24 protein-coding genes are annotated in these 24,273 nt (G+C 54.7%); 8 read left to right on the plus strand and 16 right to left on the minus strand.

Features of this window, described 5'->3' with window-relative positions; genetic code table 11:
• Positions 1-238 precede the first annotated feature (238 nt).
• Positions 239-1,147 carry a dihydrodipicolinate synthase family protein gene (locus tag DSD30_RS15245; protein ID WP_114010582.1) on the plus strand — a complete coding sequence of 303 codons (909 nt, stop codon included), beginning with the start codon at positions 239-241 and terminating at the stop codon, positions 1,145-1,147.
• 255 nt (positions 1,148-1,402) lie between these two features.
• Positions 1,403-2,053 (plus strand): GntR family transcriptional regulator, encoded by a 651-nt coding sequence (locus DSD30_RS15250; RefSeq protein WP_114010583.1) that lies wholly within the window; start codon positions 1,403-1,405, stop codon positions 2,051-2,053.
• A 171-nt stretch (positions 2,054-2,224) separates the two neighbouring features.
• Here DSD30_RS15250 and DSD30_RS15255 read toward each other — a convergent pair whose 3' ends face one another.
• The 3 genes from DSD30_RS15255 to DSD30_RS15265 all read right to left on the minus strand — a co-directional run bounded on the left by DSD30_RS15255 (position 2,225) and on the right by DSD30_RS15265 (position 5,227).
• Complete coding sequence (locus DSD30_RS15255; RefSeq protein ID WP_114010584.1) at positions 2,225-3,514, minus strand: TRAP transporter large permease; 1,290 nt, start codon at positions 3,512-3,514, stop codon at positions 2,225-2,227.
• Between the two features lie 115 nt (positions 3,515-3,629).
• A complete protein-coding gene (locus tag DSD30_RS15260; RefSeq protein ID WP_157967730.1) occupies positions 3,630-4,112 on the minus strand; it encodes a TRAP transporter small permease in 483 nt (160 codons plus the stop codon).
• Positions 4,113-4,210: 98 nt separating this feature from the next.
• Entirely contained in the window at positions 4,211-5,227 is a 1,017-nt protein-coding gene (locus DSD30_RS15265) for a sialic acid TRAP transporter substrate-binding protein SiaP (RefSeq protein WP_114010586.1), read from the minus strand.
• A gap of 670 nt (positions 5,228-5,897) precedes the next feature.
• Between DSD30_RS15265 and DSD30_RS15270 the strand changes: the two genes are divergently transcribed.
• Entirely contained in the window at positions 5,898-6,218 is a 321-nt protein-coding gene (locus DSD30_RS15270; RefSeq protein WP_114010587.1) for a DMT family transporter, read from the plus strand.
• A 592-nt stretch (positions 6,219-6,810) separates the two neighbouring features.
• On the opposite strand, the gene DSD30_RS15280 is transcribed toward DSD30_RS15270, so the two are convergent.
• From DSD30_RS15280 to DSD30_RS15330, 11 genes are all read right to left on the minus strand, one after another.
• The gene (locus DSD30_RS15280) at positions 6,811-7,323 is read right to left on the minus strand and encodes a DUF2478 domain-containing protein (RefSeq protein WP_114010589.1); all 513 of its coding nucleotides are present in this window, start codon (positions 7,321-7,323) and stop codon (positions 6,811-6,813) included.
• Between the two features lie 107 nt (positions 7,324-7,430).
• A complete protein-coding gene (locus DSD30_RS15285) occupies positions 7,431-8,144 on the minus strand; it encodes a NapC/NirT family cytochrome c (protein ID WP_114010590.1) in 714 nt (237 codons plus the stop codon).
• A gap of 26 nt (positions 8,145-8,170) precedes the next feature.
• The gene (locus DSD30_RS15290; protein ID WP_114010591.1) at positions 8,171-8,614 is read right to left on the minus strand and encodes a nitrate reductase cytochrome c-type subunit; all 444 of its coding nucleotides are present in this window, start codon (positions 8,612-8,614) and stop codon (positions 8,171-8,173) included.
• A 21-nt stretch (positions 8,615-8,635) separates the two neighbouring features.
• Positions 8,636-9,556, minus strand: a complete 921-nt coding sequence (gene napH / locus DSD30_RS15295; protein WP_114010592.1) for a quinol dehydrogenase ferredoxin subunit NapH — start codon at positions 9,554-9,556, stop codon at positions 8,636-8,638.
• On the minus strand, positions 9,553-10,383 hold the full coding sequence (napG, locus tag DSD30_RS15300) for a ferredoxin-type protein NapG (RefSeq protein WP_114010593.1): 831 nt from the start codon (positions 10,381-10,383) through the stop codon (positions 9,553-9,555). The genes napH and napG overlap by 4 nt, the downstream gene beginning before the upstream one ends.
• Before the next feature lie 38 nt (positions 10,384-10,421).
• Positions 10,422-12,923, minus strand: coding sequence for a nitrate reductase catalytic subunit NapA (gene napA / locus DSD30_RS15305; RefSeq protein ID WP_114010594.1), 2,502 nt, complete (start codon positions 12,921-12,923; stop codon positions 10,422-10,424).
• Positions 12,924-12,935: 12 nt separating this feature from the next.
• Positions 12,936-13,199, minus strand: a complete 264-nt coding sequence (locus DSD30_RS15310) for a chaperone NapD (RefSeq protein ID WP_114010595.1) — start codon at positions 13,197-13,199, stop codon at positions 12,936-12,938.
• Positions 13,200-13,202: 3 nt separating this feature from the next.
• On the minus strand, positions 13,203-13,688 hold the full coding sequence (gene napF, locus DSD30_RS22045) for a ferredoxin-type protein NapF (protein WP_114010596.1): 486 nt from the start codon (positions 13,686-13,688) through the stop codon (positions 13,203-13,205).
• A gap of 275 nt (positions 13,689-13,963) precedes the next feature.
• Positions 13,964-14,140 (minus strand): hypothetical protein, encoded by a 177-nt coding sequence (locus DSD30_RS21605; protein ID WP_157967731.1) that lies wholly within the window; start codon positions 14,138-14,140, stop codon positions 13,964-13,966.
• A 220-nt stretch (positions 14,141-14,360) separates the two neighbouring features.
• Positions 14,361-15,557 carry an NADH:flavin oxidoreductase/NADH oxidase family protein gene (locus DSD30_RS15325; RefSeq protein WP_114010598.1) on the minus strand — a complete coding sequence of 399 codons (1,197 nt, stop codon included), beginning with the start codon at positions 15,555-15,557 and terminating at the stop codon, positions 14,361-14,363.
• A gap of 202 nt (positions 15,558-15,759) precedes the next feature.
• Positions 15,760-16,878, minus strand: coding sequence for an iron-containing alcohol dehydrogenase family protein (locus DSD30_RS15330; protein WP_114010599.1), 1,119 nt, complete (start codon positions 16,876-16,878; stop codon positions 15,760-15,762).
• Between the two features lie 406 nt (positions 16,879-17,284).
• Here DSD30_RS15330 and DSD30_RS15335 point away from each other — a divergent pair, with 406 nt between their 5' ends.
• The 5 genes from DSD30_RS15335 (at position 17,285) to DSD30_RS15355 (ending at position 22,234) form a co-directional block, all read left to right on the plus strand.
• Positions 17,285-17,755, plus strand: coding sequence for a tripartite tricarboxylate transporter TctB family protein (locus DSD30_RS15335; protein WP_114010600.1), 471 nt, complete (start codon positions 17,285-17,287; stop codon positions 17,753-17,755).
• Between the two features lie 40 nt (positions 17,756-17,795).
• The gene (locus tag DSD30_RS15340; RefSeq protein WP_114010601.1) at positions 17,796-18,767 is read left to right on the plus strand and encodes a Bug family tripartite tricarboxylate transporter substrate binding protein; all 972 of its coding nucleotides are present in this window, start codon (positions 17,796-17,798) and stop codon (positions 18,765-18,767) included.
• Positions 18,768-18,888: 121 nt separating this feature from the next.
• Positions 18,889-20,361 carry a tripartite tricarboxylate transporter permease gene (locus DSD30_RS15345; protein WP_114010602.1) on the plus strand — a complete coding sequence of 491 codons (1,473 nt, stop codon included), beginning with the start codon at positions 18,889-18,891 and terminating at the stop codon, positions 20,359-20,361.
• A gap of 32 nt (positions 20,362-20,393) precedes the next feature.
• Positions 20,394-21,275, plus strand: a complete 882-nt coding sequence (locus DSD30_RS15350; protein WP_114010603.1) for a dihydrodipicolinate synthase family protein — start codon at positions 20,394-20,396, stop codon at positions 21,273-21,275.
• Entirely contained in the window at positions 21,275-22,234 is a 960-nt protein-coding gene (locus tag DSD30_RS15355) for a phosphoglycerate dehydrogenase (RefSeq protein ID WP_114010604.1), read from the plus strand. The genes DSD30_RS15350 and DSD30_RS15355 overlap by 1 nt, the downstream gene beginning before the upstream one ends.
• A gap of 87 nt (positions 22,235-22,321) precedes the next feature.
• Here the strand turns inward: DSD30_RS15355 and DSD30_RS15360 are convergent, their stop codons facing one another.
• Together DSD30_RS15360 and DSD30_RS15365 are read right to left on the minus strand one after the other, a co-directional pair.
• A complete protein-coding gene (locus tag DSD30_RS15360) occupies positions 22,322-23,062 on the minus strand; it encodes a FadR/GntR family transcriptional regulator (RefSeq protein ID WP_114010605.1) in 741 nt (246 codons plus the stop codon).
• A gap of 16 nt (positions 23,063-23,078) precedes the next feature.
• Positions 23,079-24,215, minus strand: coding sequence for a four-carbon acid sugar kinase family protein (locus tag DSD30_RS15365; RefSeq protein WP_114010606.1), 1,137 nt, complete (start codon positions 24,213-24,215; stop codon positions 23,079-23,081).
• Between the last annotated feature and the right edge of the window lie 58 nt (positions 24,216-24,273).

Genomic DNA, 24,273 nt, shown 5'->3' on the forward strand with positions numbered 1-24,273 from the left:
TTGAAGATACTTACCCAAGTCATTCCACTCAATTCATCTGCAAAACAGAGCCTATAAGTTTGACATTCAAACACTCAAGTTCAGCGGCGATCCTGCTTCAAGAGAGCGACATCTTGCTTGATCGAAAAATGCAATCAATGTACTATCACTGATATGTTAGTCATGCAGTCAACGAGTTGTCAAAATCCGAATGTGATTGCAACACGCATTGACTTCAGGTGATGAAGTGGAAGTTAAAATGACCAATCAGCCTCTCCGCGGCATCTTCGCAGCGGTTCTGACCCCAATTTTGGAAAATGGCACCCTTGACCTAGCCAGCCTGTCAGCTCACGCAAAGGGTCTTCTTGAACGCGGATGCCATGGTGTCAGCTTGTTCGGGACAACCGGAGAAGGCCCCGGCTTTACGACGGAAGAACGCATGCAGGGTCTGGAAGCTGCATTGAGCGCAGGCATCTCTGCCGACAAGATCTTGCCTGCCACAGGCTGTGTGGCCTTGCCCGACACCATCAAGCTGACGAAACATGCTCTGGAACACGGATGCAACAATATTCTTCTGATGCCGCCGTTCTTCTTCAAGTCTTTGACTGATGATCAGGTTTTCGCCTTTTTCTCCAAAGTCATCACAGAAGTGAACGACTCTGCCTTACAAGTCTATCTCTACAATTTCCCGGCCGTTACAGGGGTCCTGATTTCGCCGAATGTCATTGCCCGCCTGGTTGAAGCTTTCCCGACCACGATTGCTGGCGTCAAAGACAGCTCCGGGGAGTGGGACTATATGATGGAAATTCGCAACCGCTGTCCCGACATCGCGGTATTTACGGGTTGGGAAGCGTTGGTTCCAAAATTGCTGGCTGCGGGAGGTGCTGGGAACATTTCTGGTGTGGCCAACGTGGCTCCCGAGCTGTTGCGGGATTTGTTTGACAGAGTGCCTGCTGCAACAGACGATAAAGTATTGAACGGTGTTGAACATATTGTCGCGGCGGTCACCAGCTCACCGGTTACACCAGCCTTGAAAGCCATTCTTGCTGATCAAACACAACAAGCGGAGTGGGAAGCCATACGTGTCCCGAACCTGCCGATTGATGATGAAGAGAAGAAAAAGCTGTTGTCCGCATTCGCACATGGCAAATCGATGGCGGGCTTCTGAAGGCCCTGCCTTGGTTTATGGTGTTTGATCTTTTCGATCCACCAACAGAATGTCTCTCAAGTTCATCCCCTCGGCTGATTGCGGCCGAGGGGTTTTCATATCAAGGGGCTTCAAATGGACGGAAGGAATACACAGTTGGCGAAGTGATTGACGAGATCCTATCGCGTGATTAATCTTTGATAGAATCAAGTCTGCAGCAATTGCCGTTTTCACGAGATCAAGTCAGTGCACCGGCACAGAAGGTCATTAGCAGCGATGAAGCTTAGCGACAGTGCGTATGTGAAGTTCAAGCATCACCTTTTCACAGGTGACCTGCGTCCGGGTCAGTTTATCTCGCAAAGAGAGTTGGTGAAACTGACCGGTATCCCTCTTGGACCTGTGCGCGAAACCCTCCAGCGTCTTGAAGTTGAAGGCCTCGTGCATATCGTACCCCAACGTGGCATCCAGATTGTCGAAGCAAGTTTGCGCTTCATTCGTGACACGTATCAATTGCGCATGTTGATCGAAAAAGAAGCCGCAGCGAAATTTGCAGAAAATGCCAGCGATGCACAAATCGAAGCCCTTGAAGCCAAGCACAAGGATATCATTGCGCGCTTTGAACAGGAGGGACCGAGCGATGCCCTGCTGCAGGAAGCGCAAGGCGTTGATTGGAATCTGCATGACACTATTGTTGAGGCTCTTGGCAATTCGATCGTCAACAATCTTCACAAGCTCAACAATGATCGCATAAAACTCATCCGCCTCGCCCATGGCAATCTGACCTTGATCACACCTGGAACCTTCCTACAGGCGATGAAAGAGCATATGGCTGTCATTGAGGCGTTGAAAAAACATGATGCCAGTGCGTCTGTGGCAGCCATCGAGCGACATTTGACTACAGCTCTGCACCGTGCGCTGGGATTGTAAGAGACAGAGTTGAGGCAACTCTGTCTCTTAAGACGATGGGTTGGCAGGCAATTGTCCGCAATTGCATGTGACAGTGCCTTCCGACCGTCCTCCTGATGCAGCGTTCTCGCAAATCACTGGATCTTGTGTTGTGAAAACACCATCCGTTGCGGTCTGGCGTCGGCGACGCGATCAATAGCCAAGCATGCGCGGAAGCCAGAGCACGATATTCGGCTCAAGGATCATCACCAATAGCGACAGCAGCAGAATTGCGATGAATATCCAGATCTCGCGGATGATCTCGGCGAGTTCAATGCCTGTCAGTGAATTGATGACAAAGAGCAGAACCCCATATGGCGGCGTGATCAGGCCAATCATCATATTGACGACAACAACAACACCGAAATGCACCAGATCAATACCCATGGCCTTCAGAGAAGGCAGGACGATTGGCACAAGCACCAACATCATCGTCGTGGCATCGAGGAAGCAGCCAAAGGCGAGGAACAACAAGCTGACAAGCAGCAGGAAGATTGTTGGCGACAATTCGAATCCGGACAACCAACTGGCAATCGCATTGGGGATCTGTTCTGTCGCAACGATATAGTTGAACAGGAAAGCACCTGCGATGATCAAGGCGATCACGGCGCTGGAACGCACCGTTTCAATCAGAATCACAAACAGCTTGCGCAAGCCCAGCACACGATAGACGAAACCGGCCAGCAACAGGGCATAGAGCGCCGCCACGGCAGCAGCTTCCGTTGGCGTGAAGGCACCTCCATAAATGCCTCCAAGGAGAATACCCGGCATCAATAGAGGTGGAATGCCGCGACCAATCACAACGAGTGCATCTGCCGCACTGCGGGCGGGTTCCATCGGGAAATTCCGACGTTTGGCAATGATCCAAACGGTTACCATGAGCGCACCTGTCATCAACAGGCCAGGCCCCACACCACCTAGGAACAGAGCTCCGACAGATTGGTCAGAGACAAGCGCGTAGAGCACCATCGGGATAGAGGGCGGAATGATCGGGCCAATGGTTGCGGACGCGCCCGTGATGGCTGCGGCAAATCCCGGAGGATAGCGATCATTCTTGCGCATCATATCGATCAACACCTTGCCAACGCCCGCAGCGTCGGCAATGGCGCTGCCGCTCATGCCGGAGAAGATCAGACTGGTGAAGATGTTCACATGCGCGAGGCCACCGCGGAAACGTCCGACCACGACCAGTGAAAAGTCGAGCAAGCGCTCGCTAATCGTCCCGGCATTCATCACATTGGCGGCAAAGATGAACAGCGGCACAGCAAGCATCACGAAGGATGAGAAGAACCCATTCATGATCAAGTCAGCCGTCAAGCCGACATCCTGACCCGAGATCAGAAGATATAGAATGCCACTGGCAATCATGGCCGGACCGATGGCAGCTCCCATGGCGCAAATGACCACAAAGAAAACCAACATGATCAGAAGAGCGATACTCATATTTTTATCCGCTGTTTATCCGCGTGAAAAGATGCAAGGCCGACTCAGGAGATTGGTCTGCACGCTTGCAATCATAGAAACACTGGCATGCAGTGCTGTGTAAGGGAGAGGCGCGTCAGAGCTCATCCTGCCAATCAGGGCGCATCAGACGTATGGTGCGTAAAATGCCCCGAACAACGAGCGCGGCCATGAAGACGACGAAGACTGCAAAGACATAGTCGAACCGGATTTCCATGACTGAGGTCACATCAATTTTCATGAAAGTGACGAAATCGACGTTGGCTGGCAGTCCAAGCAGGAACACCATCGCGATGGAAAGTGTCGTGACAATCGTTAGAAGGCGCCGGACCTTGAGGCTGGCCATGGAATAGAGTAAGTCAAAGCGCACCTGATCTGACGGACGCACCAGCAAACCACCGGACCAGAAAGCAAACCAGAGAAATGCAATCAGGCACAATTCTGTCGTCCAGCCGAGGGGATCATTCAGCACATAGCGCGTAAAGACTTGCAAAAGGAAAGTGATGAACATCACGAGAAACCAGAAGACGCCAACAAATTCGGCAACCAGTTTGAAGCTTTTGAGAAGTTTTTGCACCATCGTTCCTCCAGCTTTGCCTGCCCTGTCAATCATACTTGTGTGAAATGAAGGCGGGCATAAAGATTGAGCGGCGAAAAAAGCCGCTCAATCTTGTTCTGTTACATACCCGCTTTGTTGATGCGGTCAAGCAGACCTTCAGGCCATGTCTTGGAGAACTCGCTCTCCAGATACATTTTCTGAACATGGGTACGGAAGGCATCACGATCCGGCTCGGAAATCGTCATGCCTTTGGATTTGAAGAACTCAACCAGCCCGGCTTCGTCACGCAGACGGTTCTTGTTGTTGAACTCTGCAGCAAGACGCGCAGCATCGGTGAAAACCTGTTGCTGTTCAGCGTTCAACTTGTCCCAGGTTTTGTTGGCGATGGAGAGGAAAACACCATCCACCAGGTGACCGGTCATAACGATCTGTTTGGTGACTTCGTAGAATTTTGCCTTCTGGTTGGTTGGAAGCGGGTTGTCCTGACCGTCGATGGTGCCGGTTTTCAGAGACAGATAAACTTCGTTGAAGGCCAGTGGGGTTGGTGCGGCACCAAGAGCGGAGCCGAGGAACTGCCAGGCTTTGGAACCAGGCATGCGCAACTTGACGCCTTTCAGATCCGCAGGAACCTTCACGTCACGCTCGTCGCGCAGGTTCAACTGACGGGTGCCAAGATAGCCAACAGCAAGAATATGCGCACCCATTTTGTCGGATACGGCCTTGAAATATTCCTTACCGACATCGCCATAGAAGACGGCTTTTTGATGCTCTGGATCACGGATCAGATAGCCGGCGGTAAAGATTGAATATTGCGGCAGCTGTTTGGCGATGTCCTGAGCAGAAATCATGGCCATATCAAGATTGCCGCGCATCATTTGCGCAGGCTCGGTCCCTTGCTTGAACAGCGTCGCATTGAGGAACACTTGAATATCGAACTGATCCGGAAGTGCGCGCTCGACATACTCTTTGAAGATGTAGAGCTGTTCGGCATGCCAATCGCCCGGAACCGCCGGAGACGAAATGCGTACAGTCATCTTTTCGGCTGCAGCTGGTTCAGCGATCATCGCTGCAGGCGCAAAAGCCAGCGCAAGCGCGGCACCCAATAGGCCACGTCTGCAAAGTTTGGAAAAGTTCATTATTTCCTCCTACGAACTAAAGCAAACCAGAATTGCTCATACCCGCCCTCCCAGGATGGCATTGCGGGTCGTTATTGGGCAATAGTGCCATCAACCGAAACGCGTTTCAAGGTAAAATCATCATTAGAATATCACTGATAAATCATATATTGGCTCAAATGTGTCGCGATCAACAGGCAAATGGCGTCGTTATATGAATTGATCAAGGAGACCGAAGAGGGGTGACCCAATAAAAACCTGAGGGAGAATCAGCCAGAAATCGCATCCACAACCTTGAGTGAGAATGAAATTTCTTCTTAATCTTTGATATATCACTGATTAAATTTGCGGGCTTCCCTTGATAGGTGAACACCGAGCCAAATTTGTTGCAGCTGTCGAAAGACGTGTGTGCGTCGCTATTGTTTGGCGGACAGATGCCCTGTGGAGTGACCGAATGCTGGCTTCTGAAATTTCAAGACTAACGACCGAATGGTAGCTAGGAGTGTTGCTCTTGTTTCTGGATGACGCTTGAGACAGCCGAGCCAAGCACCACAAAATCACTTGCGCTCTAACGAAGCATCAAAGTCGATCATATGGTTGACGTTCATCTTTTGAAGTCATACCTAGCTGAATGAGGACGACCTCACCAAACTGGTTTCATTCGGGACGGCCCGTCATAGAGGGATTATCCATGGCGTGGGTTTATCTGATTGTTGCCGGAGTTCTGGAGACTGTTTGGGCTTTCACGATGAAGAAGTCTGAAGGCTTTTCTGTCTTCATCCCAACCGCGATTACGATCATAACAATGATCGCCAGTTTCGGACTGTTGTCTATCGCAATGAAAACACTTCCACTTGGAACAGCCTATATGATTTGGACGGGCATCGGCGCTGTCGGTGCGTTTGTCGTCGGTGTCGTCGTTCTGGGAGAGCCCCTCACGCCTGCACGCGTTGTTGCTGCGCTTCTGATTGTCAGCGGCATCCTTGTGATGAAGCTGGCTAGCTCGGCCTGAAGCCGATCGAAGAAAATGCGCATTCGCTGTCAGTATATGCTTGCGCGGTTTCTGTGGGGTTTTATGTCCCTGATCTGCATTGACGCAAACTCGGTCCTTGCCGCCTCTGTGTGTGGTCCCGGAAAACTTACCCGTGGGGTAGGGTGTATCCTGAACCGTTGAGGGGATGCGAGAATGGCCAAGTGCTGCAAATCCGCCCGCAACGTGGGGCCACTTCAGAGCGGTTCCGTGGCAGCTCCATGTCTGTGGCACTAGAGCTCAACACTTGGAGAACCAAGGTCGGCATGCCAATTTTGAAAAAGCTTCTGTCTTGCCCAGAAGTGTGAATGAATTGCGTTGCAGCATTCCTCTGCATTCATCTCAACTTCAGAGTCTTGTATTGAATATTTCAGCTCTTTCCCGGTTGCACTTGAAGGTTCCTCATAGACAATGTTCAGGTCATGCCGTGCCGCCATCTTGGGCTTGGACTAAAACTGTAAAGAAAACACGGACGGATTTTGCCTTTTTATTTTGTTCACTTTTATGCTCGCGGATTCTCCAACCCAAACCAATAGCTTAAGCAGTTGGTTTTTGCGTGTTCTTGTGAAGTCAATCAGCTGTTCTGGGGAAGCTTTAATGCGTCGCCCCACTTGAACAGATGCTCGCGATCCGTTGGCAGCTCAACAGCTTCATCACCGCAAAAGGTCAGAAAATCCGCCAGATTGAGGTCATTAACACCGACCAGCACGGGAATGTCCTGCATGACAGCCTGTGCGATCACGTCACGAAAGCCGCGTCCCTGGGCTTCCTGTTTGCCGAATTTGTTGAGGATCAGCAGATCGGCCTGATCGAGGCGGGCCGTGGTTTGCATCACAGCCTCTTCCAGCGCCGATGGATCGAGGTGGCAGCCCCGCGAATTTGGTCCGAGATCTTGCGAAATCCGGATGATGTCACCATCGGGCAGAATGCGCACATCCATATCGCATTTGTGGCTTTTGGGGCGCGGGGTGTTGGTCTGGATGGTGCCAACAACGCGAAACCCTTGCGCCAGCAGGTGATGGGCGAAAAGATCAAACAGCTCATTGGTGCCGCCGCGTTGCAGGCTGCGAATATAGGCGATGGTCATCGAAGGGGGATCTCTTGGGCGAATGCTGGGGCGGGAAGGGCGGTCAGGCGGATCCGGTGCGCAGAGTGGGTTCCCCAGCGCCCCGGCATTGGTTGATCGGCTTCAAATCACTTCTTCATGGCAGCCTTGGCGTCTTCGATGTCGCGCTTCTGTGGCTCGATGTCGCCATTCTTGACCATTTCAGCAACAAGCTTGCGATAGGCGTCGAGATAGTCGGGCGGCAGATCATGGGCGATGCCCTGATGGCAATCGATGCAGGTCATGCCGTCATCAAGCGCCTTCTGGTGGTTATCGGCTGCCCGATTTTCCTGCATGGTGAAGTCCATGAAATCAAAGGCGTGACAGTTTCGGCATTCTTGACTGTCATTCTTCTTCATGCGTGCCCATTCATGGGTGGCCAGATTGATGCGCTCCGCCTTGAACTTCTCCTCTGTCCAGATAGAGCGCGTGATGAAGTGGCCATAGAGCTCCTTGGAGGCCTGAATCTTGCGGATCATCTTTGCTCCCCATTCCTTGGGAACGTGGCAGTCCGGGCAGGTGGCACGGACGCCGGAGCGGTTATTCTGGTGGATGGTGCCCTGATATTCGGCATAAACATTGTCTTCCATCTCATGGCAAGAGATGCAGAAGCTCTCGGTGTTGGAGAGTTCCAGTGCCCAGTGAAAGCCCCCCCAGAACAGAATCCCGACAATGAAGCCGCCAATGGTCAAAAAGCCAAGTGAATAGGAGACCGAGGGTTTGGAGACGAACCGCCAGAGGCGTTTGAGGAAGCCCGCTTTCCCGGCCTGGTTATCTTGGGCATGGTTATCTTGATCAGCCATGTTCAATGTTCCTTACAAGCGGTGCGTCAGTTGGATTTCCCGAAGGTATTTTCAACCAGTTCTGGGGCATTGGCCTGTGGCACATGGCATTGGTTGCAGAACCAGCGGGTGCCGGCGATGGTGTCCAGCTGGTTGCCTTCCCGGTCCAGATAATGGGTCATGGACAGGGTTGGGGCGCCACGGTCGCCGGCGTTGGTCCAGTCGTGGCAGGACAGGCACTCATTGGCCGCCAGATCAATCTGATATTGGGCGATGGTATGCGGGATCAGCGGTGGCTGCTGGCGATAGTTGCGAACAAATCGGTTTTCATCTTGATGGAAGACCTGTTCCGCTGGCGGTTGCTCGTCCAGCGCTGCACCGCGCAAGCTTTCCACCTTGCCTGGTTTGTTCATCTGCTGTGCAATGGAAAAGCTGCCCAGTGCGAGCGAAATAGACACTGTAAGAATGCCGATAAGGCTATGTTGTTTCATTTCTCTTCCTCCTTCGCCTGGTTAGGCAGCTTCTGTCGCCTTATGCGCAAGTTTGGATTTTCCTGAGGTCCGCCCCGGGCTGGGGCGTTGGTCAAATCGATGGGTAAACTGGAAAACAGACACCGAACAGACGTCGATGCAGCGCCCGCAATTGGTGCAATCGCGGGATAGGATGATGGGTGTGTCTTCGCTTCTGCCACGCAGGGCGGGCGTGATGACATGCATTTCCGGGCAAACCGCGAAACAATCCATACAATCGTCGCAGGCGGCGCGGTCGGTGGCGGACACGCGTAGCAGGGCCTTGCTGCCAAGCAAGCCGTAAAAGGCCCCGACTGGACACAGATGACTGCACCAGCCCCGCCGGGCCAGCAGGACATCGAACAGGAAAATGCCAATCACGAAGGTCCATGCAAAGCCAAGCCCGAAGACCAGTCCACGATGGAGCATGGTGATGGGGTTGACGAGTTCGAAGGCCAGCGTTCCGGTCATGGCCGAGGCAATGAGGATCGCGGTCAGCATGAAATAGCGCGTGTTGGCCTTTGGCTGCCAGCCTTTGGGCAAGCCCAGCCGGTCATGCAGCCAATGGGATGCGTCGGTCACAATATTGATCGGGCATACCCAGCTGCAATAGACGCGCCCGCCAATCAGTGCATAGGTCACAGCCACGATCAGCGCCCCGACAAGGGCGGTTTGTTCCGGCCAATGGCCAGCCAGTGCGGACTGCAGAAGCATCAAGGGGTCAGCCAATGGCAGGATGTCGAGCGTCATCGATGCAGCAAGGTTGCCCTTGACCCACCAGATACCAAACCATGGACCGATCAGGAACAGGGCTAGGAAAAGCAACTGGGTGGTGCGACGCAGAAGCAGATATTTGTGGGCGGCAAGCCAGCCCTTCAATTCGATGGCTTCGGATCCGACCGGGCTTTGGGTTTTTGCGCTCATTGCCCCTTACTCCCCTGTGGCAAGGAGAAGGTCGGCTTGAATTCCTGTTCAAAGCCGCCGGGCGCCTTGAGATTGTCGGTTCCCGGACCGGGCAGTCGATCTGGCAGATCGATCAGTTCATCGACGATTTTCTCGCGATTTTCCCAGCCAAGACGATAATGCTCGGCCGGTTCCACCCGTGCCAGTCTGGTCGGCAGCACCCGGATTGCGGATTCTCCGGGTAGGACGCAGGATTTCTCGCATTTGCCACAGCCGGTGCATTTGTCAGCATGAACCGTGGGCATGAAGATCGCATGATGGCCGGAGCGGGCATTGTGGGATTGTTCGAGCGTGATGGCTTCATCAATCAGCGGGCAAACGCGATAGCAGACATCGCAACGCAATCCCAAGGCGTTGAGGCAATGCTCCTCATCAATCAGTACGGCAACGCCCATATCCGCGTCATCAATCACGTCGAGAGCCGGATCCAGTGCTCCGGTCGGGCAGGCCACCACACAGGGAATGTCATCGCACATCTCGCAAGGAATGGTCCTTGCCGTGAAAAAGGGCGTGCCCGTTGCTGCTGCATCGCGGCCAAGCTCGGCCAGTGTCAGCGTGTCATACGGGCAGTCACGAACACAGAGACCACACCGGACGCAAGCGGCAAGGAACGCCTCTTCCGCCAGAGCGCCGGGCGGTCGGATGGCTGTGGCGGGCAAAGCTTGGGCTTCTTTTGCCAACCAGGCCAGTCCCATGCCCGCCAGCGCACAGCCTGCCGAGCCGCGGGCCACTTCGGTCAGGAAGCGACGGCGGTCCGGGTTGGCAGGTTTTTTCGCGTTGGTGGACATGGTGTTTCTCTTAGGTCAAAAGATCTGGCGTCAACGGATCAGGCGCGTTCGACTTTGCAGGCGCATTTCTTGAAGTCTGTTTCCTTGGAAATCGGGCAGGTTGCATCCAGCGTCAGCTTGTTGACCAGCTGGCCTTCATCGAACCAAGGGAAGAAGACAAGACCGCGCGGCATCTTGTTGCGACCACGGGTTTCCAGACGGCTGTTCACTTCGCCGCGGCGGGTTGTGATGGTGATCTCCTGTCCGCGCCGCAAGCCCCGCTCCTTGGCATCTTCGGGATGCATGAAGACAACCGCACTCGGGAAGGAGCGATGCAGCTCTGGCACGCGCCGGGTCATGGAACCTGAATGCCAGTGCTCGAGCACGCGGCCCGTTACCAGCCAGAGGTTATAATCCTCATCCGGTTCCTCGGCGGCTGGCTCAAACGGAGCGAAAATGATGTTCGCCTTGCCATCGGGCTTGCCGTAGAATTTGACCCCTTCGCCTTCTTTCACATAAGGGTCATAGCCTTCGCGGAAACGGTAGAGCGTCTCTTTGCCATCAACCACCGGCCAGCGCAGACCGCGGGCCTTGTGATAGGTGTCAAATGGTGCCAGATCGTGGGCCTTGCCGCGACCAAAGGCGGCATATTCCTCGAACAGGCCTTTCTGGACATAGAAACCGAAATACTCGCTTTCGTCATTGTCGAACCCTTCCGCGGTTTCAGTCAGCGGATATTTGTCGACCTGTCCGTTGGTAAACAAAATCTCATACAGGGTCTTGCCCTTGTAATCGGGGTTGGCATCGAGAATCTCGGCAGGCCAGACTTCTTCAGCGGTGAAGCGCTTGGAAAACTCAATCACCTGCCAGACGTCGGAGCGCGCCTCGCCGGGAGCCTTGACCTGCTGGCGCCAGAATTGGGTGCGGCGCTCGGCATTGCCATAGGCCCCTTCCTTCTCGACCCACATGGCGGTTGGCAGAATCAGGTCGGCGGCCAAGGCGGTAACTGTCGGATAAGGGTCCGAGACGACAATGAAATTGTCCGGATTGCGATAGCCGGGATAGCCTTCCTCATTCATGTTGGGCGCGGCCTGTATATTGTTGGTGCATTGCACCCAATAGGCGTTGATCTTGCCGTCTTTCAGCAGGCGATGCTGAAGCACGGCATGAGCGCCGACCTTGCCATTCAGCAGGCCTTTTGGCAGCTTCCATTTTTCTTCTGAATAGGTGCGGTGCTTTTCATTGGCCACCACAAGATCAGCAGGCAAACGGTGGGCAAAGGTGCCGACTTCACGCGCCGTGCCACAGGCAGAAGGCTGGCCGGTCAGGGAGAAAGGCGAGTTGCCGGGCTCGGCGATTTTTCCGACCAGAAGATGGACGTTATACATCAGGGAATTGACCCAAGAGCCACGGGTATGCTGGTTGAAGCCCATCGTCCAGAGCGACATCACCTTGCGGTTCGGATCAGCATATTGCTGGGCCAGCCGTTCCAGCTTGGCAGCCGGCACACCGGACAGTTCTGCCGCTTTCTCCAAGGTATATTTGGAGACATATTCCTTGTATTCCTCGAACGAGATCTTCTCGAGTTTGCCGTGCTTGCCTTCGTGAGCCGGGTTGGTAGCGGCCTGTTCCAAGGCATGCTCGGGGCGCAGGCCATAGCCGATGTCAGTGTTGGTCTTGGTGAAGTTGACGTTGGCGTTGACGAAGTCCCAGTTCACCGCATTATTCTGGATGATATAGTTGGCGATGTAATTGAGGATCGCCAGATCCGTCTGCGGCACAAAGATCATGCCATTGTCGGCCAACTCGAAAGAGCGATGTTCGAAGGTGGACAGCACATGCACCTCGGCACCCGGCTTGGTCAGGCGGGTGTCGGTGAGGCGTGACCAGAGAATGGGATGCATCTCGGCCATGTTGGATCCCCAGAGCACGAAGGTGTCTGCATGCTCAAGGTCGTCATAGCAGCCCATTGGCTCATCGATGCCGAAGGTGCGGATGAAGCCAGCGACGGCGGACGCCATGCAGTGACGGGCGTTGGGGTCGATATTGTTGGAACGGAAGCCGCCTTTCATCAATTTCGATGCGGCATAGCCCTCCCAGACGGTCCACTGGCCAGAGCCGAACATGCCCACACCATCCGGGCCCTTGTCTTTCAGGGCTGCTTTCCATTTCTCGGCCATGATATCAAAGGCTTCATCCCACGAAACCGGGGTGAATTCACCATTCTTGTCATAGACGCCGTTGCTCTTGCGCAGCATCGGGGTGGTCAGGCGGTCCTTGCCATACATGATCTTGGACAGGAAGTAGCCTTTGATGCAGTTCAGGCCCCGGTTGACCGGTGCGTCCGGGTCCCCTTGCGTGGCGACCACGCGGCCCTCTTTGGTGCCGACCAAAACCGAGCAGCCGGTGCCACAGAAGCGGCAGACCGCTTTGTCCCAGCGGATGTCCGGACGGCCAATCTGGGCGCTTGCGGCCTGTGGCAAAGCGATGCCTGCGGCTGACGCAGTCGCGGTGGCAGCAGTTGCTTTCAGAAGATTACGACGGGTGGTGTCAAGTGTCATGTCTGTGCCTCCTCAGAGTGCAGAAGCCGCAGCCTCTTGCGGGCCGAGCGGTTCGAAATGGTGATAGGTGAGAGTGATGGTCAGCACGCCTGGAATTTGGTGCATGGCCATGATCGTGTCCGAGGCCTTCTGGTCCCCGATGTCTTCGACCGTGACGACGAGGCGTCCGTCTTCATGGGCATGGACCTCACATCCAGCCATAGCCTCGATTGCGCCGATCACCCGATCGGCCTCAGCGGGCATGACATGGACGAGGCATCCGCAAATGTTAAACATGGACTATCCTCGCTGGCTTGGTTGTTCGTAGAATTGAATGGACTGGGATGGGCACGGGGCAGCGCATTCGCCGCAGCCGGTGCACCTGTCGGGATCGATGGTCGGGACGGACCGTCCTCTGGTCATGAGATGAAAGTGGATGGCCTGATGATCGCAATGATCCTCACAGGTGCGGCACATGATGCCATTGAAGGAAAGGCAGCTGGCATTCACCTTGGCGCGGATTGCCCAACTGGTTGCGGGCAAGATCGCTTGCGGCTCGCACGCCTCGGCGCATTCCCCACAGAACAGGCAGGCACCATTGCTCAGGTCGACTTTGGGTAATCCCTCTGGATCACGGCCGATGATCCCGGTCGGACAGGCCGTGAGGCATGCATCGCATCGCGTGCAAAGCTCGGCAAATTGCTCCACCGCTCCGGGTGGTCGCAACGATATTGCGGCCTTGAGCTTTCCGCGAAAGAAAGCTCTTTTGCTGATTTGGTCCTGCATACGGGCCGGTCCTCCCGTTGCGAGCCATACCACCAGCCCCAACTGCGAAAATTGATTTTTGTTAATGTGAGCTAATCAAAAATCCTCTTGGCTCTGGTTATTTCCGAATTACATTGAAAAATCAGACCTCTATGATCTCTAGTAAAATAGTATAAGAGGTGCAACTTTTGCTGAAATTATGGGCAGATTGGGCGATCTGATTTTTTCAGTTATTTCGTACAAAAATAGGGCGTAACCTATTTCGGCGGGTTGCAAGTTGCGTTCACCTGCATTTTTCAAAAGGCGGTCACGGCTGACAGACAACGGTCAAAAATTCTGATTGTTGCGATAAGCGCTAACAATTTATCCATTGATTTCGATTTTTTGATCGATGATTTCCAAATTTTCAAAGCGCGTTGCGGGATGCGTTTTTCCAGCTTCAAGCTTTCTTTGCCTGTTGCACTGAAGATCATGCTTCAGTCTGTGAAATCTGTCTGGCAAATCCTGCGCATAGCCTTTTACTGGTGATCAAAAGTTAATCATCTGAAATTTAGAAATGATGAAAAAAGAGGCATATTTTTCATCATGTCCATTAAGGGATCTGGCTGGAGTATAAAGGGTGTTTTAAGTGGTTTTGCTGGGGCATGCTTGGGACCCTGCTGATGGGCTGGTGTCGTCCAACACCCGCGCCAGTTATTGTCCTTGGCAGAAATGCTTCAACCATATTCTGGTGCGCTCATCGTCGCGTTCATCGTAAGCCTTGATGGCCTGCCAAATGTCTTGATCGGTGCTGTCGTCTTCCCCCCGTGCAATTTTGGTCATTTGCATGGTGTACCAGGCCGTTACGCCCCCGTCAGGGGTGGCGGTAAATCGCGGAAAGCTTGGTTCGGGCATTCTGTTGGCTTGCCAATGTTTGGGAAGCGACGGGTCCAGAACCAATGCCCGCGCAAGGCCGACGAGGTCAGTCGCGCCGCTGGCAACGGCCTGTTCTGCCTGATGGTGCGTTTTAAAGCCGCCGGTCGCCATCAGTGGCTTTGTTGTCATCGTTCGAGCCCGTTTGGCAAAATCGAGAAAATAGGGTCCCTTGCCAGCGCCATCGGACGCCGCTTTGGCGCCCGGGAAATAGGTGCCGCCAGAAATGTCAATCAGATCAATCGAGGTCTTGTCCAGTGCGGCAATGACCTCAAGCGCCTCTTGCTCTGACAGGCCGCCCTCGAGTTGGTCGCTGGAATTGAGTTTGAGGCCGACGGGAAAGCGGCTGCCAACTGTGCTGCGAACTGCCTCGATGCTTTCCACAAGCAGGCGCATGCGGTTGGCGACGGAGCCGCCATATGCGTCGCGGCGGTTGTTAAAGAGAGGTGACAGGAACTGGCTGAGCAGAAAGCCATGAGCTGCATGGATCTGCACTCCTCCGAAGCCAGTTTGTTTGGCGAGTTCAGCCGTTCTGGCAAAGTCTTCAGGGATTTGGCAAATGTCAGCTTTTGACAATTCTGCGCATTGCAAACCCGGCAGATCAAGTGCACTTGGCCCTCTGGGGGTGCTGGTCGGGGCATAGGCGAGGGCGCCTGCATGGCCGAGTTGAAGCCAAAGCTGTGTGCCGTGTGCGCCGCCAGCCTTGGCCAAATCCCTGAAGGGCTCAAGATCCGCCTTGTCATTGAGCACCAGATTGCCCGGCTTTTCTACGAAACCGGGATGACCCTGTACCTCGCCAATGATGGAGAGGGCCGCACCGCCCTCCGCCCATTTTTGATACAGGCTGATCTGGTCCTTGGTTGGGTGGCCGGTGCCGTCGCCCAGAGAGTCCGACATTGCCGATTTGGCAATGCGATTCTTCAATGTGACGCCGCAGGGCAGCAGGAAGGGCTCGAACAGGGGCAGTTTCTGAGACATCGGCGTTCCAGCAGTTGAGGTTTTTACACACGCTTTTGTCGCTGACGATGTCATGGCAAGTCAAGCCGAGGGAGTGACAGTGGAGGGGCTCGCAGCTTCTTGTTGGGCCGATGAAACGCATCAACCCGACGGCTTCGACTGTCTTTGTCGCTTCCTTCGGGTTGATGAAGATTGGCTTTGAACAGGATTGAAGCTGTTCTGACTACAGGGCAGCGCGATACAGGCCTTCAATGTCTTCTTGCGACAAATCAGCCGGATTCCAGTCGAGCAGGCGCCGAATGGCATGGGCTTCCTTTGCCATCAAAGGCAGATCGGCCTCGTCCACGCCGTAGGCACTCAGGGCCATGTCCAGGCCGAGATCCTCGCAGAAGGCTTTGGCTTTTTTACAAATTTCCGCTGGCTCTGATGCCGAAAAGCCTAGGGCCTCGCAGATGAACGCGGTTTTTTGTGGCGCAACGGGCGCGTTGGCGGCCAAGGTATGCGGGAAAATCAGGGCATTGGCGATGCCGTGGGGAAGTTTGTGTCTGGTTCCCAACGGATAAGCGACCGCGTGGCCGGACGTGGTGTTGACGGGCCCAAGGCAGATGCCGCCATAAAAGGCAGCGAGTGCCATGCCTGTGCGGGCCTCTTTGTCATTGCCATCCTTAACCGCACGTTTGAGAAATTTGCCAACCAGCTGAATGCCTTGGAGGGCAAAACCGTCGATGATCGGGTGCGAGCGTTTGGACGTGAAAGCCTCAACGCAATGGGCCATGGCATCAACGCCAGTGGCTGCGGTCACAGGGGCTGGCACAGTGACGGTCATCAGCGGGTCCACCAAGGCAACATCAGCCAGCATATGCACGCTTTCCGTTGCGACTTTGCTCATGGTGGCAAGGTCGGTGACCAATGCGCGGGTGCCGACTTCGGATCCAGTGCCCGCTGTGGTCGGGATCTGGACGAGACCAACCTTGCGAGCGGGAGCGCGATGGGGGCCGGAAATGTCGGCAAATGCGACCTCGTCGGAAACCATGACAGCCACCAGCTTGGCGATATCCATGGCAGAGCCGCCACCAAAGCCGATGACCAGATCGCAGCCCTTGGCTGCTGCAACGGCGGCGTCGAGATTCTCGATGCTAGGTTCAGGCACAACGTCGGTGAAACATGTGGGGTTGGTCAGGCCCAGCAGATCAATACGGTCTTTGTTGGCGGCATCAGCAATGATGAAAGGTGCCTTGAAGCCTTTGTCGGCGGTCCAGGATGCCAGTGATTTGACAGCACCGTCTCCGAAGCGAACAACTGGGGGAATTTGTAATTCGATCAGCGATGTCAGTTCCAGCATTTCTTCCTCCTCAAACTGAAATCCAGCAAATCAAGGGTCTTTGTTGCCAGTTTCAAGCGCAAATATGTTGGCATCAATAGACGGCTAGAATTACAATTTGTCAAATTATTTTACATGTTGGCGGGCAACTTATTTTTGGGCATGGTGGTGCTGGTGGTGTGGTTGGTTGGATGTGAGTTATTATAAAATGTATACATTTCAAATGGATAGGATAATTATGCCAATTGTTTGGTAATTAATTTCCACATTGAGTTCGCACGGGGAGCTGTGTGTCTTGTCAAAAAAGTGGACATTTTTGTTGACAAATTATCAAATAGTTCTCATTGTGCTGATGAAAGCATGGATTTTTCTGGAAGTGTAAGCTGTTTTCTGCTTGAGATTCTGGAGAAACTGTCGGGAGGAATGAATGGCGTCTGTATCTGAGCGCAAAAGCGATCTGGTTATCGCGTTGGGTCTGCTGGTGTTTTGCGCCGTTGCGGCTCTCTTTACGCCCGATATCAAGAATGGCATGTCGAGCTCCGCTGCCGGGCCGCGGATGATTCCGTGGATGATGATTGGTGGCGTTGCGGTGTTGTCCTGCATTCTCGTCTTGCGCTCGACGCTTGCCTATAAGCGCGATCAGCAAGCAGACGAGGTGCGTGTTGAAGTCCCTGTCGGGCGATCCCTTCTGATCTTTGCAGCCTTCATACTGCTTCTTGTTGCCTATGCGGCCTCTTTCTTTCCCATCGGTTATATTCCGGCGACTCTTGTGACCTTCGTCGCCGGACTCTGGCTGATGGGTGAGCGGCGTTGGATCGTGCTGACGCTGTTTCCGATCATCATGACAAGCATTGTCTATCTTGGCTTTACCGAGTTGCTCTCGGTTTGGCTCCCTTAAACCGGCCTGACCCTTTTTCTGATCCATGGGAGGACATGAAATGAAAACTTCAACTTCAACTTCAACTTTGGCCCTTGCTGCCGCCGCCATCATGATGACTGGTATGGCCTCGGCTGCTGATTTCCCGGCTCGCCCTATTCAGGTTGTTGTGCCTTACTCTGCAGGCGGTTCGACCGATCTGTCCTTGCGCGTCTTTGCAGATGTGTTTGAGAAAAAATTCGAAGGCAAACAATTTGTGGTGCGCAATCAGCCGGGCGGTGGCGGGGCCATCGGTACGTCAGCTGCGGTTCATGGTCGCCCGGACGGCTATACTGTAGGCGCTGCAGCGCAAGGCCCAATCGCCATCAAGCCGCATATTGGCGGCACCGATTATGAAGTCGACAATTTCGCCTTTGTTGGTCTGTTTGCTCGCTCTCTGCAGGTGCTGGTTGCCTGTAAAGATGCGCCTTTCTCCGACTATGATGCCTTCATCGAATATGCCAAATCGAAAAAGCCTCAGGTTGGCAATTCCGGCGCTGGTGGTGCCAACCAGATTTCGGCTGAAGCTTTTGCGGCGGCGGCTGGCATTAAGATCGAGTCCATCCCGTTTGAAGGCTCTTCAAAGGCGCGTACCGCTTGTATCGGTGGTCACATCGATGCCATGGTTGCTTCCCCTGCTGAAGCCAAAGCAGCCTCCGAAGCCGGCCAGATGGTTCCGCTCTTCGTGATGGAAGACAAACGCATTGATCTGTTCCCGGACACCCCGACTGCGGTCGAAAAAGGGGTCGACTTCACATGGTCTTCGTGGAAAGGTCTGATCGCTCCGAAAAATACCCCGGCTGATCAGCTGGCCTGGCTGCGCGAAGCAACCAAAGCTGTTGCGACCGATCCTGCCTTTGTTCAGAAAATGACCGATATGGGCGAGTTCGTCACTTACGAAGACGCTGAAACCTTCGAAAAACGCGTTCGCAAAGACAGCGACGTCTCTCGCAAAGTTCTTGAAGAGCTGGGCATGTTGGGCATGAACAAATAAGCCTTCGTCTATCCCTTCCAAGCTTGATGGAGCGCGGGTTTCTGCGCTCCGTCTCATCGACTAAACACTGCGTCGCGCCGCGCCTCTGACTGGCCTCGCCGCGTTTGCCTGAAAGTTGATCATGGATACGCTCTCCTATCTTACCCCTCTGTTCCAATTTGATGTCCTCTGGACCATTGCCATGGGCACCCTCGGTGGCCTTGTCATTGGTGCCTTGCCGGGCTTGACGGCCACAATGGGTGTGGCTTTGCTCATTCCTCTGACCTTCAGTATGACCCCGGTGATGGGACTCAATATGCTGATCGGCATCTATATCGGCGGCATTTATGGCGGCTGCGTCTCATCGATCCTGCTGCGCACGCCGGGCACGCCAGCCTCTGCTGCCACGGTTCTGGATGGCTATCCGATGGCCCAGAAAGGGCAGGCAGGCAAGGCGCTCGGCATGGCAACCATTGCCTCGACCGTTGGCGGCCTGTTTGCAGCGGTGGTGTTGGCGACCTTGGCGCCGCAATTGGCCAGCGTTGCGCTGGAATTCGGCGCGCCCGAATATTTCGCCCTTGCTCTCTTCGGTCTGACCATCATTGCCTCGCTGTCCGGTGATCTGCTCAAAGGGGCCATTTCCGGCCTGCTTGGCATTCTGATTGCCTGCGTCGGGGCAGATCCGATTTCCGGCGTCATGCGCTATACCTTCGGCGTCAATGGCTTTGCCTCTGGCTTCGCCTTTACGCCCGCTTTGATTGGTTTGTTCGCGCTGTCCGAAGTGTTCACCCAGCTTGAGCGCCTGCATCTCTCCGAGACACCCATTTCCCATGTGGCCAACCGCTGGCCAAGCATGAAGGAAATGAAGGAAAGTGCCTCGGCCCTGCTGCGCGGCTCGATCATTGGCACTTTCATCGGCATCGTGCCGGGCACCGGCTCGGGCACGGCTTCGTGGATTTCCTACAATGAAGCCCGCCGCTCGTCCAAAACGCCAGAAAAGTTCGGCACCGGCTATGCCCCCGGCGTGGCGGCAACCGAAAGCGCCAACAATGCGGTCTGCGCGTCTGCGCTCATCCCCCTGCTGGCCCTTGGCGTGCCTGGTGATGTGGTCACAGCGGTTCTGATGGGTGGTCTGATGATCCAAGGCCTTGCGCCCGGTCCTATGCTGTTCCAAACCAACCCGGATGTGGTGGTTGGCATCTTTGGCGGCACCTTCATCGCCACCATCTTCATGTTCATCTTTGGCATGGCGCTGATCCCGCTCTTCTCCAAAATCCTGATGGTGCCGCGCCGGATGTTGACCATTTCCATCGTCATCTTCTGCTTCATCGGCTCCTTCTCGATCAACCTCAATCCGATCGACCTCTACACAATGGTCGGCTTCGGGGTGCTGGGCTGGGGCATGCAGAAATTCGGCTTCAGTCAGGCAGCGCTCTGTATCGCTCTGATCCTTGGTCCGATGATGGAAAGCAATCTGCGCCGTGGTCTGTTGCAGACCGGTGACGATGTGATTGCCTTTGTCTCTGGTCCCATCACGCTTCTCTTCCTTGGTCTGACAGTGCTCTCACTGCTCTGGCCTCTCATCTCCCGGGCCCGCTCCAAATCCAATGCCTGAGCCATGACCCCGATTGAAAAGGACAAATCCCCATGACAAAAGATGCCTATGTTGCTCTTGTCACCTGTTTCAATGATGATGAAAGCATCAATTATGATGCCACCCGCGCGCAGGTGCGTCGCCAAATTGAAGCTGGCAACAACATTCTCTGCGCTGGCACCAATGGTGATTTCTCTGCCCTGACCTTTGATGAAAAGGTCAAGCTGACTGCCGAAGTGGTTGATGAAGTCAAAGGCCGCTGCAAGGTTATCGTCAATGCGGGTATGCCGGCAACCTACGAGACCGTCCAGCTGGCCAAGCAGTTCGATGCCATTGGCGTGGATGGCATCGCGGTCATCACGCCTTTCTTCATTGCCTGCACGCAGGATGGCCTGATCCGTCACTACCAGACCGTCGCCGACAGCGTAGAGACCCCAATCTATCTCTATGACATTCCGGCCCGCACTCAGAATCATATCGAGCCGGAAACCGCTCGCATCCTGTCCGCACACCCCAATATTGCTGGCATCAAGGATAGCGGTGGCCAGCAGGAAACGCTGGAAGCCTATATGCAGGTCGGCAAAGACGTGGAGGGCTTTGCGGTCTATTCCGGTCCGGATCATCTGGTTCACTGGGCTTTGCAAAATGGTGCAGCCGGGGCGATTTCTGGCCTTGGCAACGTGATGCCGCATGTGCTGGCGAAAATCATCTCCAGCTTCAATGCGGGCGATGAGGCAGCGGCCGCCGCCGCTCAGGAAATCTATGGCAACTTCCGCAAGGATCTTTATGGCCTTGGCTTCCCGCCAGCCATGGTCAAGCGCGCCCTCTGGGTGATGGATCCGTCCGTCGGTGCTTCGCGCCAGCCAGCCCTTCTGCCCAACGATGAGCAGGATAAGCAGGTTGCAGCCATCCTCAAAAAATACGAGCTGATCTAATGGTCAAGATTGTTACAACCTCTCCCGGCTTTGGCAAACATGGCCGGGTGCCCGATCTCATTGCCGAGCATGGCTGGGATCTGGTGCGCTGTGACGACACGTCCAAGCATGATGGCGGCGTGTCGGAGCAAATTGCCGATGCCGACATTTTGGTGGTCGGCCTGGTGCCTGTCAGTGCTGACAGTCTTGTGGGTGCTGACAAGCTGAAAGCCGTCATCAAGCATGGGGTTGGGGTCGATAATATCGACATCCCGGCCTGCACGGCCGCGAAGTTGCCCGTCTGCAACACGCCTGCGGCGAACGCAGATGCGGTTGCAGAGTTGGCGATGGGCTTCATGTATGCGATGGCCCGCTTCATCCCGCAGGGCCATGTGAGTGTCACCTCCGGCGGCTGGAATCGTCGCGTTGGCACCCAGCTCGGCGGTAAGGTGCTTGGTATTGTTGGCTTGGGCAATATCGGCAAGCGGCTGGCCAAACTCGCCATTGGCGTTGGCCTCAAGGTGGTCGCGACCGACCCTTATGCCGACATGGCTTTTGCTGCCGAGCATGACATTGCCATCCTGTCGCTGGATGAGTTGCTGGCGCAGTCCGACTTTGTCTCGCTGCATGTCTTTGGCGGCAAAGACAATGCTGCCCTGATCAATGCTGATGCCATCGGCAAAATGAAAGAAGGGGCCAAGCTGATCAATCTGGCGCGCGGGGAAGTGGTCGATCTCGATGCGCTTCACAACGGGTTGGAAAATGGCCAATTGGGCGGCGTCGCCATCGACGCCTATGTCAGTGAGCCACCGGATGTCAGCCATCCAATCTTCGCCCATGCCAACGCAATTTTCACGCCCCATTCGGGCGCTGATACCAAGGAAGCGGTTGAAAATGTCGGCCTGATGGTCGTCGAGGATATCGCGACAATCCTTGAAGGGGGCATGCCGCAGCGCTGCCTCAATGCCAAGGAGCTTTAGGTCCCCCTTAAGTCCCCCGCAGAATGCTCGCCTTGATTTGTGTATCATACAAGGCGGGCAAGCGGCTTTCGGCAGAGCGCAAATCGCTTATAGCGCCAGATCCAACAGGCGCCCTTCAAACAGGCGGTCACGGGAATGCTCGATATGTGTTGTCATTAGCGCATGCGCCAAATCTGCATCTTTTTTCCGGATCGCATCGCATATGCCGACATGTTCCTCGAACACCCGTTCAAGGCTGGCGCTGGCGCTGGAATCATCCATCAAGGACTGGCCATGCATTTTCATGCCCACATGAATATGCTCACGCAATGCACCCATTGAGGCTTCGAAATAGTGATTGTTGCAGGCTTTGGCGATCGCAATATGGAAGGCGTAATCCGCATCTTCCTTATGCGTGAGATTGTGGGTCGCCTGATCCATCAGCTCAAGGGCTGCTTCAATTTCGCCCAAGGCATCACCGTTGCGGCGCAGCGAGGCATAATAGGCCGCTTGTGGCTCCAACGATAGACGGAATTCATAGCAGCGTTGAATGTCGGCTATTGTCTCCACCTTGGCGTAGCCCAGCGTCTTGTTGTGCTGCACCTTGACGAAGCTGCCTGCACCTTGCCTTGAATAGATCAGGCCCTTGTCGCGCAGTCTATCCATGGCGGAGCGCAAGACTGGTCGTGAGACGCCGAATTCCTCGGCCATCACTGCCTCGGTCGGAAGCTTCTGGTTTTCTTGATAATCGCCGTTGGAAATTCGGGTAAAGAGCAAATTATAGACGCGCTCAGACAAGGAGCTCTTGCCTTTGCCTTTGCCGGAGGAAGTATCTTCAGTGAAGCTCATCGACCTGTATCTCAGTTCATGCTTGCGGTGGTTCTGATTGGCGTGCAAACAAATTTGCCAACAAGTCAGGATCACCAAAGCCACCTGACTTTGTAATAAGCCAAAATCGGCGACTGTCAAATAGCGCCTCTGCAACTGGGACGCCGGGGTAAAGCTCGCCGGTGAGTTTCAACAGGCGAACCGACAGGGTTTGCAATAGATCCTGTGCCGTCTGGCCACCGCAAGCAATTAGATTATCATATTGATGTCGTTTGAAAATTTCTGAAGCAACGGCTGTGAATTTGGCTCCAACCCTGATGCTGTCCTGCGGGTTTGGGCCTGCCGTTAGCTGCAGTAGGAGGGATGTGTCCTTTTCCGTGATTTTTTCGCTGATGTCGCCATCCGGGACCGCCACATGGCGCACGGCAGCAAGTTGGCGGGCGCTCAAGGAATCAATCTGGCGCAGGGTAATGGGGTCGCGGGATCCAATTGCGGCAAGCATGGTCCCGGCCAGTGGCTTGAAAGTCTGTTTTGTTGACGGTTTGGCAGGAATGTCGTCGGTCTGGTGGGGCGCCGGAGTCTGGACCAGAGTCTGGACCAGTGTTTGGGCCAGAGCTTGTGCCATGCCTTTTGCGCCGACAAACAAGGCTTGTCCCGGTGCGGTTTGTAGAATGGTGTTAAAGTCGGTTTGATTTGCAATATCTGGTACATGAACGGGTTGCGAAAGATCGCTGCAGCGTTCGGCAATATTGATTGGTGTTTCAATACCCGATCCGGTCAGGATGCCAGCTTGATGCAATCGCCCCATGGCCGGAATTGCCGGGGCCAGGATGACCTGCTTTTGCTGGGGGCCGATCAAGCCGTTGATCTCGGCGGCGATGTTGCCCTTGAGGCGGGAGTCCACTTTCTTGAACAGATAGTGATCTTCAAGATGGTCCAGCTTCTGGCGTAACCTGTCATGGATCTGTTGGGCTTGGGCCGCGGCAATCTCACGGCTGGCGGTGTTGATCACCAGACAGGTCGGGGCCTGCGCGAGCGCTTCGTCCAGATGGTCAGGGCTTGTTGCTACATAGGTAGCCAGGCCGTGCTTGGCAAACTCCACGCCAGAATCCAACGCGCCAGTGAGGTCATCTGCAATGGTGACGACGAGAGGGTGCGACGCCGGATTTGACATGCCGAGTTCTTCCTGATGGGTGGCGGGTTGGTGTGCCACAGGGTCGAAGGTGCGAGAA

It is taken from the genome of Cohaesibacter intestini (assembly GCF_003324485.1).
In the GTDB taxonomy this organism is placed as follows: domain Bacteria; phylum Pseudomonadota; class Alphaproteobacteria; order Rhizobiales; family Cohaesibacteraceae; genus Cohaesibacter; species Cohaesibacter intestini.

Excerpts from the sequence above, each read along its gene's own strand:
- DSD30_RS15245 (WP_114010582.1), top strand. The coding sequence starts at position 239 with ATGACCAATCAGCCTCTCCGCGGCATCTTCGCAGCGGTTCTGACCCCA.
- DSD30_RS15250 (WP_114010583.1), top strand. The coding sequence starts at position 1,403 with ATGAAGCTTAGCGACAGTGCGTATGTGAAGTTCAAGCATCACCTTTTC.
- DSD30_RS15255 (WP_114010584.1), bottom strand. The coding sequence starts at position 3,514 with ATGAGTATCGCTCTTCTGATCATGTTGGTTTTCTTTGTGGTCATTTGC.
- DSD30_RS15260 (WP_157967730.1), bottom strand. The coding sequence starts at position 4,112 with ATGGTGCAAAAACTTCTCAAAAGCTTCAAACTGGTTGCCGAATTTGTT.
- DSD30_RS15265 (WP_114010586.1), bottom strand. The coding sequence starts at position 5,227 with ATGAACTTTTCCAAACTTTGCAGACGTGGCCTATTGGGTGCCGCGCTT.
- DSD30_RS15270 (WP_114010587.1), top strand. The coding sequence starts at position 5,898 with ATGGCGTGGGTTTATCTGATTGTTGCCGGAGTTCTGGAGACTGTTTGG.
- DSD30_RS15280 (WP_114010589.1), bottom strand. The coding sequence starts at position 7,323 with ATGACCATCGCCTATATTCGCAGCCTGCAACGCGGCGGCACCAATGAG.
- DSD30_RS15285 (WP_114010590.1), bottom strand. The coding sequence starts at position 8,144 with ATGGCTGATCAAGATAACCATGCCCAAGATAACCAGGCCGGGAAAGCG.
- DSD30_RS15290 (WP_114010591.1), bottom strand. The coding sequence starts at position 8,614 with ATGAAACAACATAGCCTTATCGGCATTCTTACAGTGTCTATTTCGCTC.
- napH (WP_114010592.1), bottom strand. The coding sequence starts at position 9,556 with ATGAGCGCAAAAACCCAAAGCCCGGTCGGATCCGAAGCCATCGAATTG.
- napG (WP_114010593.1), bottom strand. The coding sequence starts at position 10,383 with ATGTCCACCAACGCGAAAAAACCTGCCAACCCGGACCGCCGTCGCTTC.
- napA (WP_114010594.1), bottom strand. The coding sequence starts at position 12,923 with ATGACACTTGACACCACCCGTCGTAATCTTCTGAAAGCAACTGCTGCC.
- DSD30_RS15310 (WP_114010595.1), bottom strand. The coding sequence starts at position 13,199 with ATGTTTAACATTTGCGGATGCCTCGTCCATGTCATGCCCGCTGAGGCC.
- napF (WP_114010596.1), bottom strand. The coding sequence starts at position 13,688 with ATGCAGGACCAAATCAGCAAAAGAGCTTTCTTTCGCGGAAAGCTCAAG.
- DSD30_RS21605 (WP_157967731.1), bottom strand. The coding sequence starts at position 14,140 with ATGATCTTCAGTGCAACAGGCAAAGAAAGCTTGAAGCTGGAAAAACGC.
- DSD30_RS15325 (WP_114010598.1), bottom strand. The coding sequence starts at position 15,557 with ATGTCTCAGAAACTGCCCCTGTTCGAGCCCTTCCTGCTGCCCTGCGGC.
- DSD30_RS15330 (WP_114010599.1), bottom strand. The coding sequence starts at position 16,878 with ATGCTGGAACTGACATCGCTGATCGAATTACAAATTCCCCCAGTTGTT.
- DSD30_RS15335 (WP_114010600.1), top strand. The coding sequence starts at position 17,285 with ATGGCGTCTGTATCTGAGCGCAAAAGCGATCTGGTTATCGCGTTGGGT.
- DSD30_RS15340 (WP_114010601.1), top strand. The coding sequence starts at position 17,796 with ATGAAAACTTCAACTTCAACTTCAACTTTGGCCCTTGCTGCCGCCGCC.
- DSD30_RS15345 (WP_114010602.1), top strand. The coding sequence starts at position 18,889 with ATGGATACGCTCTCCTATCTTACCCCTCTGTTCCAATTTGATGTCCTC.
- DSD30_RS15350 (WP_114010603.1), top strand. The coding sequence starts at position 20,394 with ATGACAAAAGATGCCTATGTTGCTCTTGTCACCTGTTTCAATGATGAT.
- DSD30_RS15355 (WP_114010604.1), top strand. The coding sequence starts at position 21,275 with ATGGTCAAGATTGTTACAACCTCTCCCGGCTTTGGCAAACATGGCCGG.
- DSD30_RS15360 (WP_114010605.1), bottom strand. The coding sequence starts at position 23,062 with ATGAGCTTCACTGAAGATACTTCCTCCGGCAAAGGCAAAGGCAAGAGC.
- DSD30_RS15365 (WP_114010606.1), bottom strand. The coding sequence starts at position 24,215 with ATGTCAAATCCGGCGTCGCACCCTCTCGTCGTCACCATTGCAGATGAC.